Raw genomic sequence first — 14,698 nt, forward strand, 5'->3', positions numbered from 1 at the left:
CATATGAGCCCGATCAATGCAACGCAACAATCATTACATGGCATCACTGTTCTGGAGTTGGGATCTACAGTGGCAGGCCCATTCTGTGGGCGGTTATTAGCCGACTTTGGTGCCAAAGTCATCAAGGTAGAACCTCCCGAGGGTGATCCCGTGCGCTCCATGGGCAAGCGCAAGGATGGGGTTTCTCTTTATGCAGCGAGCATTTTTCGCAACAAAACGCTACTGTCGATTGATTTGCGTGTTCCCGAAGGACGAGAGATTGCAAAAAAATTGGCCTTAAAAGCAGATATCGTCATTGAAAACTTCAAGCCTGGCACCTTGGAGAAGTGGGGACTGGGTTATGAGGATCTACGAAAAGACAACCCAGGTCTGATCATGGTCCGAATCAGCGGTTTCGGACAGGATGGGCCGTACAAAGATCGTGCCGGTTACGGGGTGATTTGCGAGGCCATGAGTGGGTTAAGACACCTTACTGGCGATGCTGACCGCCCACCAGGTCGGGTCGCTGTTTCGATGACTGATTACATAACGGGTCTGTATGCAGCCTTCGGTGCCATGAACGCGTTGGTCGTTCGAGGCAAAACTGGCATCGGTCAATGCATAGATGCCGCTCTGTATGAATGTGCCTTCAGCTTCATGGAGCCTTGGATTTCGGCATATGACAAATTGGGTCATATCGCCAATCGTTGCGGCTCGCGCCTTCCAGAGAGCACTCCAAATAACCTGTATCCAACGAAAGACGGACAGCACATTCATATCACGGCGATGGCTGATTCGGTATTCACGCGGCTATGTCATGCCATGAACCGCCTCGAGCTGCTACAAGACGAGCGCTACAGCACCGCAACAGCTCGCGGACAGCACTTTGAAGCGCTCGATCATGACATTGGCCTTTGGACGGAAAGTCACAGCCTGCAAGAAATTGAAGCTATTTTGCAATCGGTCAACGTCCCAGCCATGCGAATCTACACGATTGAAGATATTTTCAACGACCCGCATTACCAGGCACGCGGTTCAATTCAACATGTTAGCGATGAGCAGCTCGGTTCGGTCGCCATGGCTCAGGTTGTACCGCGGCTGTCTGCAACACCAGGCAAGATTAAGCATACCGGTGGATGGGTTGGTGCGAGCACTCGCACCACGCTGTCTGCCGAACTAGGACTCAGCGATGCGGAGCTCGATCGTCTTGAATCACAAGGGGTCATTTATGACCGCTCTGAGGCCAAGCGGCCGCACGTTCAGAACGTCTGATTTTTTTGAATACGAACTTTGAAAAAGTGTAAAGATTAAGGGTTATACATGCATCAAGAATTCAACACACGAAAAGAAAAAGCTCTGCAAATGGGTGGCCCGGAAAAATTGGCCAAACGCAAGGCGATGGGGTTTCTGAACGCTCGCGAACGTATTGATGTTTTGCTGGATCAGGGATCATTTCTAGAGTCGGGGCTATTTGCGACCTCGTCTTTGGCGAGCGCCAAGGACAAGTCCCCTTGCGATGGCAAAGTGGCTGGATTTGGAAAAATTGATGGGCGCCGTGTTGCGACTGTATCAAACGATTTCACAGTATTTGGCGCATCAAGCGGAGCGACCAACGGCAAGAAAATTGGACACATAAAGAAAACCGCTACACAGCGCGGCATGCCCTTGATTTTTCTTGGCGAGTCCTCGGGCGCAAGAATGCCTGACCACATGGGCTCGGCCGGTATGGGTTCATTGCTGGGCAATGACGGCACTCAGTATCGCCGCACGCGTGAAATTCCATGGGTGTCAGCTACGCTTGGGATGTCATACGGTTCGTCTTCCTGGTACTCGGTTATGTCCGATTTTAACGTTATGCGCAAAGGGGCTATTCTCGCTGTCTCAAGCCCAATTCTTGCGTCTATGGCCATTAGCGAGGAAGTGGACCCTGAAGCGTTGGGTGGCTGGCGTTTGCACTCCGAGGTGACAGGCTTTGCCGATATGGTGGTTGACTCTGACGAAGAAGCTTTAGAAGCAATTCGACGGTTTTTGAGTTATCTCCCGTCACACCATCAGGAACCAGCGCCAGTAGCCAGCGTGCCTGACGGGTCAGACCTTGCCGTGCAGGATATCGCGAGTTTGATCCCTGAGAGACGCACCCAAGTCTACGATGTCCGAAAAGTTATCCGTGCCATTGTCGACAAAGACTCTTTTTTTGAGTTGAAAGCACGCTTTGGTAAAACGGCAGTAACAGCTCTGGCGCGTCTAGATGGAAAGTCAGTGGGGTTCATCGCTAACAATCCGATGCACAAGGGAGGCGCACTTGACACCGATGCCTGTGACAAGATCACCAAATTCATTGTGATGTGCGATTCATTCAATATTCCCCTGGTTTTTTTAGTGGACACACCAGGCTTTGTGATTGGTACGGAAGCTGAAAAGCGCCGTGCACCTGGAAAAATCATGAATTTCATGAATGCATTGTCATTGGTAACAGTACCCAAAATATCTATCTTGCTGCGCAAAAGTTATGGTCAAGCCTACTTGAACATGGGTGGCGGCAAAAACTCAGACGAATTTGCCGCATGGCCAAGCGCAGAGGTCAGCTTCATGGACGCCCAATTTGCCGTGAAGATCGTGCACGGACTTTCACCGGGTGATGCCGGCTTTGACGAGGCACTTGCACAAATGAACAAGGCCAATTCTGTTTGGGACATTGCAGCAATCTACGCTGTACAGACGGTCATCTTGCCGACCGAGACGCGTTCGTTTTTAAAGGAAATGCTTGATATTCACAGCCTTCGACTCACTAACGGCATCGGTGAGCACTTGATGCGTGCCTGGCCAACAAGTTATTAACCACCAAGAAGAAAAGTATTCCCCAAAAATCAGCGACTATTCATTAACATACTTAAGGATTAAACATGGCTGCAGAACAGCTCAAATCAGAAGTCACCGGATCTGTCTGGAAGATTGTCGCTGCAGTGGGTGACGATATTGCGCCGGGCGACAGCATCATGATCATTGAGTCCATGAAAATGGAAATTCCTTTGGTTTGTGAAGATGGAGGCAAGCTATTAGCTTTACACGTCAAGGAAGGGGACTCCGTTGCCGAAGGGCAGGTTCTGGCAGACATAGGTTAATCTCATGAATCCTGTCAATACAAACCCCGCTGGTGCGGATGACTTAGACGATTGGTCTGTTGAGCTAGCTGAACTGCAGCAACGTCGCGCGCTTTCCCTGGCTCTGGGAGGAGAAGAATCGATCCAGCGGCATCATGCCAATGGCCGAAAGACCATTCGCGAGCGACTCAATGGCGTATTAGATCAAGAAAGTTTTCAGGAAGTCGGCACGCTGACTGGAAAAAGTGAGCGCCAAAGCGGCAAGCTCGAACGTTTTACCCCGGCCCCTTATGTTTGCGGGCTTGGCGAAATTTGGGGTCGGCCTGTTGCCATAGGCGGGGAGGATTTCACCGTCAAAGGTGGGATTAGCTGGAGCGGTGACCGTAAAAAAGGTGGTCAAGGTGGCTTTATCGAAGATCTGGCTCACGACTACAGAATTCCCTTAGTGAACCTTATCGATGGCGCCGGTGGCAGTGTGACGTCAATTTTGCGAAGAGGCCACTCTGTCTTTCCCGGCGTGCATGGTTTTGAACAATCTGTTCGGCTACTTGGTGAAGTACCTGTCGTCTGTGCTGTCATGGGAACGGCTGCCGGCGGCCCTGCAGGACGAGCCATTCTGTCCCACTGGTCAGTCATGGTCAAAGAAACAAGTCAAGTTTTTGCCGCAGGCCCTCCAGTTGTTGCAAGATCACTGGGTCAGGAAATCACTAAAGAGGCTCTTGGCGGGTCTGCAGTCGCCGTTGACCAAGCCGGAACGATCGACAACGTCGCCGCAAATGAAGAGCAATGTTGGGAAATGATTCGGCGCTTTCTCAGTTATATGCCTCAGAACGTTTGGGAACTGCCACCTGTAGGTGACCAATCTGATCCACCAAACAGGCGCGAAGAGGCTTTGGCGAGCATCATCCCCAAAAATAGGCGCAGACCCTACAACATGCGCAAACTGATCAACTTAATCGTAGATAAAGAGTCTACCTTTGAGATTGCACCTACCTTTGGCAAGAGCGTGATTACCACGTTAGCCCGCATGCATGGAAACGTAGTAGGCATCATCGCGAACAATCCGATGGTTTACGGCGGCGCAATGGATGCCAAATCCGCCCGAAAACAAACCCACTTCATCGACCTTTGCGACACATTCCACATCCCGGTTGTGTTTCTTGTTGATGTCCCTGGATTCATGGTCGGTAAAGACGCCGAGGCAGAAGCCACACTTCGTGAGGGCATGAAGTGTGTCTGCGCTGGTCTGCAGGCAACCATACCTATCTACACAGTGGTGGTACGCAAGTGCTATGGCATGGCAGGCATGGGCGCTACTGACAAAAATGGACTAGACATGAAGATCGCCTGGCCGTCGGCTGAATGGGGATCACTGCCGCTTGAAGGCGGTGTGAGTGCTGCCTTTAAACGCGAAATTGCAGCAGCCAAGAATCCAAAAGAACGCGAACAGCAGATCGAGCAAGAGCTTCGCGAGTTTGCATCACCTTACCTAACTGCTGAAGTTTTTGGTGTCGAAGAAATCATTGATCCGCGTGAGACGCGAGCGTATTTATGCAGGCTTATAGAAGCCTCGAAATACAAAAGATTAACTTCGCTTGGGCCCAAGCCCAAGTATGGAGTTAGACCCTGACATGTCATAAAGCAGTCAGGGCATTAATAAGGCGTCTGAAAGAGCGCTGCCTATTACACAGGAGACAGTTATGAAATTGATACGTAAAGTAGCCCTTGTGGCCAGCGCGCTGGCTATATTAAGCGTTAGTGCTGCAAAAGCGGAAGTCCCCGCGGTCAACCTGATGTCTCAGTACGGCATTGGTTACCTTCAGCTCTCTGTGATGAAGCACAATGAGCTTGTACAGAAACATCTAAAACAGGCTGGATTAAATAACACCAAAGTTAACTGGGCAACCTTGGGAAGTGGTTCATCTGCCAACGATGCTTTGTTATCCGGAAGCTTGCACTTTGCCTCCGGTGGCACCGGACCGGCCTTGATTCTTTGGGATCGGACCAAAGGAAACATGAATGTCAAAGGAGTCGCTGCACTTTCTTCCATGCCAAACATGCTCATTACGAGCAATCCAAATGTGAAAGCATTGAAAGACTTCACAGACAAAGACCGCATTGCCATGGCAGGAGCTGGTAGCTCAGTGCAGACAATTTACCTGCAAATGGCTGCTGTAAAAGAGTTCGGCATGGATAACTACAGGAAATTCAACCCGCTAATGGTAAATCTGTCCCATCCAGTTGGCCTTCAATCATTGTTATCAGGCACCGGGGGTGTTACTGCTCAATTCACTTCACCACCCTTTTGGAATCGAGCGATCCTTGACCCCAAAATTCGCATTGTGCTTAATTCGTATGATGTGATGGGCGGCCCGAATACATTCCTGATGGTGTGGGCAGCAGACAAGTTCCGTGTAGAGAATCCAAAGACGTTCGGTGCCGTGATGGCTGCGCTCCAAGAGGCGACTGCATTTATCAACAAAGACATGAAGGCGGCTGCTGAAATCTACGTTGCCGAAGGTGGCGGCAAAGAAAAAGTCGAGGATATCCTCGCCATCATGCAGAACCCGCTTATTAAGTATGAGTTGGCGCCTCAACGACTGCTTCCCTTTGCGCAGTTCATGAACGATATTAAGATACTGAAAAATCGTCCTCAGTCATGGAAGGAGCTTTTCTTTGAAAATATTCACAACCTGAACGGCAGCTAGGCTCTGTTGTCCTGATACTGGAGAGAAAATGCAAGTGTCCCATGAAGCAAAGCCATTGGTCGAAGTAAATGGAGTGACTTTGCAATACAAAACCAAAGACCATTTGGTCACTGCAACATACCGAGTCTCCTTTAATGTCTATCCGTCTGACCGGTTCATTTTGCTTGGACCCTCAGGCTGCGGCAAATCGACGCTTTTGAAGGCCATTGGTGGGTTTCTTCGCCCCACTGAAGGCTCTATCCTGGTTAATGGAACTGCGGTTCAGAAGCCGGGTGCAGACCGAGTCATGGTTTTTCAAGAGTTTGATCAATTGCTGCCCTGGAAGACAGTCAAGGAAAACGTCATGTTTTCTCTCCAGGCCTCAGGAAAGTTAGGCAAGAAAGCGGCCGAAGAAGTCGCTCTTTATTACATTGACAAAGTCAACCTAACAAAATTCGCCAATTCAATGCCACATACGTTATCGGGTGGCATGAAGCAGCGCGTTGCAATCGCCAGAGGCATGGCGATGGAGCCCGATGTTCTGTTGATGGATGAACCATTCGCCGCACTAGACGCCTTGACCCGACGAAAGATGCAAGAAGAATTGCTGCAACTCTGGGAAGATACCAAATTTACTGTTTTGTTCGTCACGCACTCAATACCGGAAGCGGTTCTGATCGGTAATCGAATCCTATTGTTATCGCCTCATCCGGGCCAAGTGAAAGCCGAGCTCAATAGCGATGGGTTAGACCCCGTGGATTCCTCTGGCGCCCGGCTATCAGATCGAATTCATGACATGTTATTTAAAGACGTTATTGAAGATGAGGAAACGGATCATGCATAAAGAGCAAACTTTTCGACCAGAATTCATCCGGGAGCAAACCAGTCCGGTTTCCGGTGTCGTTCAGAAGCCGCTCACCGTTTGGGAGCGACTCTCAAACCAGGGCTGGCTAAGAAAATCCATTCTTCTGATCATCATTGCTGGTATTTGGCAAATCTATGCGCTAAACCTGAATAATCCGCTGGTGTTCCCAACATTCAGCGCGACTATTACTGCCTTCATTGATGCCATAGTCAATGGGGGATTGCTCGGTAAGGCAATGCACTCAATCGAGATCTTGCTTATCGGCTATGGGATCGGCCTGCTCTGCGCAACAGTGCTGACTTTTTTAGCGATCACCACTCGGGTTGGGTCTGATTTGCTTGAGACGCTCACGAGTATGTTCAACCCCTTGCCAGCCATTGCACTGTTACCACTGGCGCTCATCTGGTTTGGGCTAGGTGCTTCGAGTATTGTCTTCATTCTGGTGCACTCGGTACTTTGGGCTGTGTCCTTGAACACCCATGCAGGCTTTCTCGGTGTGAGCAATACCTTGCGCATGGTCGGTCGAAACGCTGGCTTGAGCGGTCTACGCTATGTATACATGATATTGGTACCGGCTGCATTTCCGAGTATTTTGACAGGCCTAAAAGTCGGTTGGGCGTTTGCCTGGCGTACGTTGATTGCAGCTGAACTTGTGTTTGGCGTTTCATCTGGATCAGGTGGATTGGGATGGTTTATCTACGAAAATAAGAACTTGCTTGATATCCCTGGTGTTTTTGCTGGCTTGTTCACCATCATCATTGTGGGTCTGCTAGTTGAGAACGTCTTTTTTAATAATCTGGAAGCTAGAACAATCAAAAAGTGGGGCATGCAACATTAAGAAGGGCGGGGGGACGCCCTGACAGGCTATTGAGTCTGTCAGGGTTTGCTTTGTTGTTCTTGCTGATTCTTGAAGAGATGTATTTGCTTTCGGGTAAATACATCTTTTCTTTTGCAGCCATCGTATTTTTATGCATTTTTGCAGTCAGTGCCTTTGCCCGAGCAAGCTTTCATGTACGCGCAATCTTTCTGATCGCCCTGGCGATTTCTGCCACGTCTATGGTCTGGCTTGGTTCCATAGAGCCGTTATGGGTTGGACTGCATCGAGCCGAGATATTTGGCGCTTTTATTCCGGCTGTCATCTTCTTAAGGGCAAGCTTTCAGGACTACTCAGCACTGTTTGCCAATGTTCGGTTCAATGCAAATGACCGGCCCAATCCACTGCTTCGAGCGCTAACGGGTAACTATGCGCTTGGCTCGTTGCTCAATGTTGGATCTTTGCACTTATTGGCCAGTAACCTGACAGCATCACTTGCTCCCAAGGAACTGCCGAAGTTGGCTCAGGCCGCGGCACTTGGGGTTGCCAGCGCCGTGATGTGGTCCCCTTTTTTTGTTTCGATGGGTTTTGTCAGTGCAATGCTGACCCAGGTCTCGTTAGGTCTACTGATTCTGGTTTGCCTGTCAATATCTGTTTTCAGTCTACTGGTATTTCAATATTTTTTAACGGGTCGCGTAAGTTTTCAAGAACTTTTTAGCTCCCTTTACTCGTTCAAAAGCTTGGCTTGGCCGTTACTCGTTGTGACTGTCTGCATTTTAGGTTGCTCAACATTATTCGGATTCAGCGGTGCACAATCCGTTGTGCTTGTAGCACCATTCCTCGCTGTTTTGCTCATCCTCTATAGGCCAGTCACAATCCGCCAAACTGCCATCAACGCAGCACAAGGCATGTCCAGGATTTCTGACGAACTACTCATTGTCATCGGGGCCATGTTGTTGAGCGCAAGTGTTGGCAGTCTGCCCTATCTTCGTGAGCTAGTTGCAAGTATTGAGCCTGCGCTCATCAATCCAGAAGTCTTTATTCTACTGTCAGTACTGACGCTTGTTGGTTTAGGGCAAATAGGCCTTCACCCAATGATTGGCGCGAGTATTTTGGTGCCACTTTTGTCTGCACAGGACTTCGGCATTCACCCGCTCATTATTGGCGCTATGTGTGTTTTTGCCTGGGGAATGAGTGCTGCGGTATCGGTTTGGACGTTACCCATTTCCGTATCAGCTGCTGTTTTCCAAGTTCCTGTGACCCGACTTGTTAGCATACGTCTACTAAATATGGCACTTTTGAACAGCTTCGTGATCAGCCTGTTGCTCTGCTTGTTAAATCGGGTTCTATTATTTGGCACTTGATCATCCGATTAAGTAACCAAAATGTTCCTTGAAAGGCTGTCCAACACAGTCATACTACTTCGGCGCGACGAAACCGAGAGACTTCACCGTTTCCACAAAGATGGGTTTCCAAGCGTCTGCATTGCCAGTAAACGACGAGTGCCCGTCGTTTTTAAAAGCCGGTAAGCTATAAAACTTTCCTTTTCCACCGGCATTGATAAAGGCTTCAAACCATTCTTTTGGTAATTTCTCACCCCAATACTTGTCATTAACACTGTATAGCCAATAAACAGGCACTTTATTTTTTGCGCCGTAGCTTGCAAAAAGTTTTTCTAATAAATCAGAGCGGCAAGGGAAGGCGGGCTTGTTAACGGGATCACCGCCACCTCCTCCAGCAAAATTAAAAGCGGCTACTAAGCCTGGCAAATCGGAAGAAGATAATCCGACAGAAGTGGCCCCACCGAAAGACTGTCCAACAGCAATACCTTTGGTGAAATCAATATACGACTGATCGCTTAATCCATTTAGGACAGTCGTTGATGTGTCGATGGCGGCTTTGAATACACCTGGGTAGTTTGGAAAGGAACAGTTGCTATTGAACTCAGTGTCTTCACCACCTGTCTCTCCATACCCACCCCGTGTAGGCACAATGACAACAAAGCCCTGTTCCACAAAGAACTTAGATGCTGCAGAGTATCTTGCCCGACCCATTTTGGCTCGCTCTGCGGCAGAGCCTGAACGTCCGTGATTGAGAATTAAGTAGGGTGATTTTTTTCGATTAGCATCTCTAAAAATAGTCACAATGACATTGTGATTGTTGATTTTTCCGTGCGCATTTTGCACAGAGACGGGGATGGTAATGACTTCTTCAATCAGCTTCGATTGTGCAGATATCGAGCTAGACAATGTAATGAGAAGAAGTCCTAATAATTTTATAAGCATGATCTTGATTTTCCCATTGTCTCAATTGTCTAAAAAATTCGCCCGTTCAGTCGCACAATCAACACAAAGTAAATATTTTTGTGGAAATATGATCCACAAGGGCTTCAGTGTGTTGATTGAGATAGAAGTGGTCGCCTTCAAACCAGTGTGTTTCAAAAGACCCTTTTGATACATTTTCCCAGCCAGCGATGCTGTCTTGATCTAGCCATTCATCTTGTCGTGAGCCTAAAGCCAGGATGGGACAATTTAAAAGGTAGGTAATCGGCAAACGATTATATTTTTCAGCCATTGAAAAATCAGCTCTAATCATCGGTAAAAGAATATCGAGTAACTCTTGATTTTCGAGAATAGCAGCAGGGGTGCCGTTATAGGTTCCCATTTGTTGAACGAATGCGTCTGAACTCAAGTGAGAAATGGGCGGACGTTTGCTTTTTGTGGTCGGATCTTGACGGCCCGACACAATTAACAAATCAACGTGATGTCCCGCGCTTTGTAATTTTTTCGCGGTTTCATAAGCCGCTAAGGCGCCTAAGCTATGTCCAAAAAGAATCAACTTTCCTGAGGCCGAACAATAAGGCGCAATAGCATTGAAAGCTTGGTCTGCATACTCATCAAGCGTCGTGAGTAGATCTTCGGAAAAACGTGTTTCTCTTCCGGGAGATTGAATCGCAAAACCTTGGATATTTTTAGGCAGTAACTTTCCCCAGCTGCGGTAAATCGATGCTCCCGCGCCGGCATATGGGAAGCAAAATAATTTTTGCTGACTGAGATGCGAGGGAGTGAGTGGGACAATCCACTTGGAAGACTGCTGTGACATAAACCCCTCTTTAATGAAATGATTCCGGTATCGGTATCGGTATCGGCAATGGGATGATTCTGGGTGCAGTATACAAAGTCACATTTTTTTACATTTTTACTATACCCAATGTTATTGGCTGTGAGATCTAATACATGAAGGTGGTCAAGGCCAATCTCAGCGTGAGACAACTCAACATTGTTATAAAAGGAGCTAAAGTATATACTTATGTTTATACATCTACGGAGATTTGATATGAGTGCGGTCAGTTTAAATGTGAAGCAATGGGGCAATAGTCTCGGTGTTCGCTTGCCCGCAGCGATTGCAAAGGCTGTAGGTCTAAAGGTGGATCAGTGTGTTGAAATTGCTGTACGGGGACAGACCGTCATCATTACGCCATGCAAAGCAAAACCCATGACTCTTGAGGATCGCTTGGCTTGTTACGATCCCCAAAAACATGGCGGAGAAATGATGGTTGCGAACGAGTCTCGAGGCGCTGAGAAATGGTGAAAAATCGCAAAGACTGGGTGCCTGAGCGCCAAGAGGTGATCTGGATCGACTGCAATCCTCAGCGTGGCCGTGAAATGCAGGATATACACCCCTTTTTAGTGCTGTCACCGAGTGCATTTAATGCGCGAACATCTCTTGTCATCGGTTTGCCGATGACAACCGCTGAATATAATGCAGATAACCCATTCGCAGTCTCTGTAGGCACCACAAAGATCCGTAAAGCCAGCAAGTCTAGCTATGTGCTTTGCCATCAGCCCAAGTCTTTTGATTGGCGAGAGCGAGCGGCGACACCGCATCCGATTGGAGCCCTTGCACAGAGCATTTTTGCTGAGGTCCTGCTTGTTTTTAACCAGATCGTAAAGCTCGCTTAATTTTCTAAAATATCAACATATGTTTCCTTCAGACTTTGTTTACGAATTTTTTACTTTATTGGTGATCCTTGATCCGATCGCGACCGTCCCTGTATTTTTGGCGGTGACCTATGGTCTGCAGTGGCGCGATGCTCTCAAGGTCGCGTTGACGGCATTGGCTGTTGCTTTTGGCATTCTCACTGCTTTTATTTTTTTAGGCTTGCAGTTTTTAAAAGTCCTGGATATCCCCACCTCTTCATTTCAGCTCGCGGGTTCTTTTATTTTGTTTACGCTAGGCCTGAGCATGGTGACGGGGAAAATGCATGAAGAGATTTCTAAAATGTCGCCTAATGCTTCCATTTTGGAACGCGCGGTCTATCCCTTAGCGATGCCCTCGATCGCAGGCGCGGGTGCGATTTTGACGGTGGTGATGCTGAGCGATAACAATGCGCGAGTGATGTCTGAGCAACTACAAACCACCTTCGTTGTGTTGCTGTGCTTGTCGATTCACCTCCTTACCTTTATGGCGGGAGGTTTGATCATTCGCTATATCGGCACGATCGGCATACAAATCACCACACGCGTGTTTGGTTTGATGATTTGCAGTATCGCAGTCACGGGCATGGTGATCGCGATTAAGGAGAGTTTTGGTATGTAAGTGAGTGGTTTAAATCGTACGGGTATGGACTGAAATTCTCATTCCTAAGGCGCCTAGAACTTTAGATACCGTGTCAAAACGAGGTTTTGTATTAGGCTTTAGTGCCTTATACAAGGCCTCTCGAGTGATGCCGCTCGATTTAGAAATCTCCGCCATACCTTTTGCTCTAGCAATATGCCCTAAAGCAGTAGCTAACTCAGCCTCATCTCCCTCTGCAATGACTTGATTCAAATACTCAGTCATTGCTCGCTTACTTTTTAGATAACGAGTTATGTCAAACTCAGCTAGATCACTAATTTTAATTTTCTTTTCTGGTTTTACAGTTTTCATTTAGTCCTCCAATTAGATCCTTAAGACTATCAGCCTCAACGATAACAACGTACGCGTATTTGGTTTGATGATTTGTAGCAATGCGGTGTCATGTCTAAATGACATACTTCTTGCCCACGGCGGTCGGCGCTAAAACCTGATCTCCAAACGCGTTCGACATCGCTGCGATGGCGCGCCACCCTGTGCAATGACCTGCGCCAATGAGCTTGAGTCCAAACTGCTTTAGACCTTCGACGGTTTCTGGGATGATGGCTTCGTTGGCGCCCGACAGATGAAACCCACCGAACACTGCGTGGATCGGCGTGTTTGGAAAGCGCTCTCTCGCGTCAAGGAGCACATTGATGACGCCAGCGTGCGAGCAGGCTGTAAAAATAACGAGTCCTTTGTCTTTGACGTTCACGCCTAGCCATCTTTCATCGAGCAACAGCTCGTCTTTCTCCCATTCGCCCTTTGCATTTTTACGCACCTGACCGGGCAGGCCGCGCTCATAGGGCGTGCGTCTGGGGATCTCTCCGCTCAAGGCAAACATATTGTCGAGTAAGGAGACGGTTTCACGATGCAGAGAGACCTCCGCGCCAGCGGCCGTGAGTTGCTCGACGCTTGGGATGTCGACCATCTCACGATACTTGCCGTTCGGAAGCGTCCCGGCACGCTTATAAAACATGTCGGGGTGTCCGTAAAACGGAATCGCTTTGCCACCATTGCGCTGACGAATCGTATTGAAGGCCAATAACAAAGCGCCCGCGTGATCCCAATGACCATGGGAAAGCACGACGGATTGAACTTTGCCGAGGTCGACACCGAGTCGACTGACGTTGCGCTCAAACGCGTAATCCTCTGGTCCAGTATCGAACAGGACGGTGCGTTCCTGAGTACCTTTACGGGCGGTGATGAGGCAAGACAGACCGTGTGCAGCGCAACATAAGCACAGGCCCGCCATCATTTGACCGCCTCTGCTGAACAAGCCCATGGCCTCGCTGGATACGCCTGCGGGCGTCGTTGAAAGCATATCCGTCGTGTTGTCAACAAGGATATGGATATCTAACGCATCAACAGTATCAAGCAACATGGCAAGCTCCTAAGGCTTTAGATGGTATGGAGGAGTTTAAAGAAAAAGAGATGGAAATTGGTGTCGAATGTGCGGGGTACACGTTTGTAATAATTGTTGATTTTTGATAACTATGATAGATTTAATCGTGACAATAAATCCAGTTTAGATAACTATGCCGCACCACACACTAGATATTGAATCGGTGACACATACGTTTGGTGCCTTTACGGCAGTTGATGATGTCAGCTTGTCAATCAACGCGGGTGAAATTGTGGCCTTGTTGGGGCCATCTGGCTGTGGCAAGACAACGCTTTTACGCATCATCGCAGGTTTTGTCGCTCAAAACAGAGGCTCAATTCGAATTGATGGTTCCTCGATTGATCATCTACAACCCAACAAAAGAAACATCGGGATTGTTTTCCAAAATTACGCACTTTTCCCGCACTTGACGATTGGGGAAAACGTCGCCTATGGCTTGCAAGCCAGAGGCGTAGATCGAGCGACAATTAAAAAGAAAGTTGCACACTGCCTGGAGGTCGTTCAGTTACCGCATATTGCCGATCGTTTTCCACGACAGTTGTCCGGAGGCCAGCAGCAGCGGGTCGCTCTAGCGCGTGTGATTGCGACTGAACCTACGATTTTGCTTCTTGATGAGCCCTTTGGCGCACTTGATAAAAACTTGCGTTTGGATATGCAAATTGAAATCAAGAGATTGCAGCGCCAGTTGGGATTGACCGCAATCATGGTTACGCACGATCAGGAAGAGGCAATGAGTATCGCTGACCGTATCGCCGTGATGAATCGAGGGCATGTTGAACAGTTTGGCACGCCTACGGAGGTGTATGACAAGCCTGCGACGTCTTTTGTGAATGGATTCATTGGATCCACTAATTTATTACCTGGAATCGTCAAGCAAACCGATTCAGAGATGGATGTCATCGCGCTCGATGCAGGCTCTGAAATCAAGCTGCCAGCAACCGGAAAGTTCGTGGCTGGCCATCGCGTTGTCGTATCCATCAGGCCAGAGCATTTGAATTTTTCCTCTGAAAGTATCCCCGGCTACTGGCCTGTTGATATTGGATTGACGCTCCCTTTAGGCCCCTCTGTTGTGATAGAGGCTTGGACTAAAGATCGTACTGCCCTCAAAGTCACGGTACCCAGGCTCGGTCATCGTCCTATGCAAAGTTCGGCATGGTGCGGATTACGTTCAGAAGCGAACCCCACAATCTTTCCAGTCGCAGCTTAATGCATTTAAATCATTTTTAGGAGTTG

Annotated in this window: 16 protein-coding genes; 12 read left to right on the top strand and 4 right to left on the bottom strand. The window is 48.4% G+C overall.

The genetic code is table 11. The features are described from left to right. The first annotated feature begins 3 nt into the window (after nucleotides 1-3). The 8 genes from AC8GE9_RS05335 (at nucleotide 4) to AC8GE9_RS05370 (ending at nucleotide 8,810) form a co-directional block, all read left to right on the top strand. The gene (locus AC8GE9_RS05335; RefSeq protein ID WP_506676072.1) at nucleotides 4-1,251 is read left to right on the top strand and encodes a CaiB/BaiF CoA transferase family protein; all 1,248 of its coding nucleotides are present in this window, start codon (nucleotides 4-6) and stop codon (nucleotides 1,249-1,251) included. A gap of 48 nt (nucleotides 1,252-1,299) precedes the next feature. Continuing rightward, a complete protein-coding gene (locus tag AC8GE9_RS05340; protein ID WP_506676073.1) occupies nucleotides 1,300-2,817 on the top strand; it encodes an acyl-CoA carboxylase subunit beta in 1,518 nt (505 codons plus the stop codon). Between the two features lie 65 nt (nucleotides 2,818-2,882). Continuing rightward, on the top strand, nucleotides 2,883-3,101 hold the full coding sequence (locus tag AC8GE9_RS05345) for a biotin/lipoyl-binding carrier protein (protein WP_506676074.1): 219 nt from the start codon (nucleotides 2,883-2,885) through the stop codon (nucleotides 3,099-3,101). Between the two features lie 4 nt (nucleotides 3,102-3,105). Next, nucleotides 3,106-4,710 (top strand): acyl-CoA carboxylase subunit beta, encoded by a 1,605-nt coding sequence (locus AC8GE9_RS05350; RefSeq protein ID WP_506676075.1) that lies wholly within the window; start codon nucleotides 3,106-3,108, stop codon nucleotides 4,708-4,710. A gap of 70 nt (nucleotides 4,711-4,780) precedes the next feature. Next, nucleotides 4,781-5,788: an ABC transporter substrate-binding protein gene (locus AC8GE9_RS05355; RefSeq protein WP_506676076.1), complete on the top strand. Its 1,008-nt coding sequence runs from the start codon at nucleotides 4,781-4,783 to the stop codon at nucleotides 5,786-5,788. A gap of 28 nt (nucleotides 5,789-5,816) precedes the next feature. Next, entirely contained in the window at nucleotides 5,817-6,611 is a 795-nt protein-coding gene (locus AC8GE9_RS05360; protein ID WP_506676077.1) for an ABC transporter ATP-binding protein, read from the top strand. Next, a complete protein-coding gene (locus AC8GE9_RS05365; protein ID WP_506676078.1) occupies nucleotides 6,604-7,470 on the top strand; it encodes an ABC transporter permease in 867 nt (288 codons plus the stop codon). The genes AC8GE9_RS05360 and AC8GE9_RS05365 overlap by 8 nt, the downstream gene beginning before the upstream one ends. A 29-nt stretch (nucleotides 7,471-7,499) precedes the next feature. Then, complete coding sequence (locus AC8GE9_RS05370; protein ID WP_506676079.1) at nucleotides 7,500-8,810, top strand: hypothetical protein; 1,311 nt, start codon at nucleotides 7,500-7,502, stop codon at nucleotides 8,808-8,810. A gap of 54 nt (nucleotides 8,811-8,864) precedes the next feature. Here the strand turns inward: AC8GE9_RS05370 and AC8GE9_RS05375 are convergent, their stop codons facing one another. Beyond that, on the bottom strand, nucleotides 8,865-9,731 hold the full coding sequence (locus AC8GE9_RS05375) for a dienelactone hydrolase family protein (RefSeq protein WP_506676080.1): 867 nt from the start codon (nucleotides 9,729-9,731) through the stop codon (nucleotides 8,865-8,867). Nucleotides 9,732-9,789: 58 nt separating this feature from the next. Further along, a complete protein-coding gene (locus AC8GE9_RS05380; protein ID WP_506676081.1) occupies nucleotides 9,790-10,548 on the bottom strand; it encodes a thioesterase II family protein in 759 nt (252 codons plus the stop codon). A 234-nt stretch (nucleotides 10,549-10,782) separates the two neighbouring features. On the opposite strand from AC8GE9_RS05380, the gene AC8GE9_RS05385 reads away from it, so the two are divergent. Genes AC8GE9_RS05385 through AC8GE9_RS05395 form a run of 3 tightly spaced genes read left to right on the top strand, consistent with a single transcriptional unit; the run spans nucleotide 10,783 to nucleotide 12,045 of the window. Continuing rightward, entirely contained in the window at nucleotides 10,783-11,037 is a 255-nt protein-coding gene (locus AC8GE9_RS05385) for an AbrB/MazE/SpoVT family DNA-binding domain-containing protein (protein ID WP_506676082.1), read from the top strand. Then, nucleotides 11,031-11,408: a type II toxin-antitoxin system PemK/MazF family toxin gene (locus AC8GE9_RS05390; RefSeq protein WP_506676083.1), complete on the top strand. Its 378-nt coding sequence runs from the start codon at nucleotides 11,031-11,033 to the stop codon at nucleotides 11,406-11,408. Before AC8GE9_RS05385 ends, AC8GE9_RS05390 begins: the two co-directional genes overlap by 7 nt. 19 nt (nucleotides 11,409-11,427) lie before the next feature. Further along, the gene (locus tag AC8GE9_RS05395) at nucleotides 11,428-12,045 is read left to right on the top strand and encodes a MarC family protein (protein WP_506676084.1); all 618 of its coding nucleotides are present in this window, start codon (nucleotides 11,428-11,430) and stop codon (nucleotides 12,043-12,045) included. 9 nt (nucleotides 12,046-12,054) lie between these two features. On the opposite strand, the gene AC8GE9_RS05400 is transcribed toward AC8GE9_RS05395, so the two are convergent. Both AC8GE9_RS05400 and AC8GE9_RS05405 read right to left on the bottom strand, forming a co-directional pair. Then, nucleotides 12,055-12,375, bottom strand: coding sequence for an addiction module antidote protein (locus AC8GE9_RS05400; protein WP_506676085.1), 321 nt, complete (start codon nucleotides 12,373-12,375; stop codon nucleotides 12,055-12,057). 94 nt (nucleotides 12,376-12,469) lie between these two features. Further along, a complete protein-coding gene (locus AC8GE9_RS05405; RefSeq protein WP_506676086.1) occupies nucleotides 12,470-13,444 on the bottom strand; it encodes an MBL fold metallo-hydrolase in 975 nt (324 codons plus the stop codon). A gap of 154 nt (nucleotides 13,445-13,598) precedes the next feature. On the opposite strand from AC8GE9_RS05405, the gene AC8GE9_RS05410 reads away from it, so the two are divergent. Continuing rightward, complete coding sequence (locus AC8GE9_RS05410) at nucleotides 13,599-14,672, top strand: ABC transporter ATP-binding protein (RefSeq protein ID WP_506676087.1); 1,074 nt, start codon at nucleotides 13,599-13,601, stop codon at nucleotides 14,670-14,672. Nucleotides 14,673-14,698 lie beyond the last annotated feature (26 nt).

The sequence above is a fragment of the Zwartia lucis genome (genome assembly GCF_965234455.1).
Taxonomy (GTDB): Bacteria; Pseudomonadota; Gammaproteobacteria; order Burkholderiales; family Burkholderiaceae_B; genus Zwartia; species Zwartia lucis.

Coding starts and splice junctions, on each gene's coding strand:
- AC8GE9_RS05390 (WP_506676083.1), top strand. CDS start 11,031: ATGGTGAAAAATCGCAAAGACTGGGTGCCTGAGCGCCAAGAGGTGATC.
- AC8GE9_RS05335 (WP_506676072.1), top strand. CDS start 4: ATGAGCCCGATCAATGCAACGCAACAATCATTACATGGCATCACTGTT.
- AC8GE9_RS05380 (WP_506676081.1), bottom strand. CDS start 10,548: ATGTCACAGCAGTCTTCCAAGTGGATTGTCCCACTCACTCCCTCGCAT.
- AC8GE9_RS05340 (WP_506676073.1), top strand. CDS start 1,300: ATGCATCAAGAATTCAACACACGAAAAGAAAAAGCTCTGCAAATGGGT.
- AC8GE9_RS05345 (WP_506676074.1), top strand. CDS start 2,883: ATGGCTGCAGAACAGCTCAAATCAGAAGTCACCGGATCTGTCTGGAAG.
- AC8GE9_RS05375 (WP_506676080.1), bottom strand. CDS start 9,731: ATGCTTATAAAATTATTAGGACTTCTTCTCATTACATTGTCTAGCTCG.
- AC8GE9_RS05350 (WP_506676075.1), top strand. CDS start 3,106: ATGAATCCTGTCAATACAAACCCCGCTGGTGCGGATGACTTAGACGAT.
- AC8GE9_RS05400 (WP_506676085.1), bottom strand. CDS start 12,375: ATGAAAACTGTAAAACCAGAAAAGAAAATTAAAATTAGTGATCTAGCT.
- AC8GE9_RS05395 (WP_506676084.1), top strand. CDS start 11,428: ATGTTTCCTTCAGACTTTGTTTACGAATTTTTTACTTTATTGGTGATC.
- AC8GE9_RS05405 (WP_506676086.1), bottom strand. CDS start 13,444: ATGTTGCTTGATACTGTTGATGCGTTAGATATCCATATCCTTGTTGAC.
- AC8GE9_RS05360 (WP_506676077.1), top strand. CDS start 5,817: ATGCAAGTGTCCCATGAAGCAAAGCCATTGGTCGAAGTAAATGGAGTG.
- AC8GE9_RS05410 (WP_506676087.1), top strand. CDS start 13,599: ATGCCGCACCACACACTAGATATTGAATCGGTGACACATACGTTTGGT.
- AC8GE9_RS05365 (WP_506676078.1), top strand. CDS start 6,604: ATGCATAAAGAGCAAACTTTTCGACCAGAATTCATCCGGGAGCAAACC.
- AC8GE9_RS05385 (WP_506676082.1), top strand. CDS start 10,783: ATGAGTGCGGTCAGTTTAAATGTGAAGCAATGGGGCAATAGTCTCGGT.
- AC8GE9_RS05355 (WP_506676076.1), top strand. CDS start 4,781: ATGAAATTGATACGTAAAGTAGCCCTTGTGGCCAGCGCGCTGGCTATA.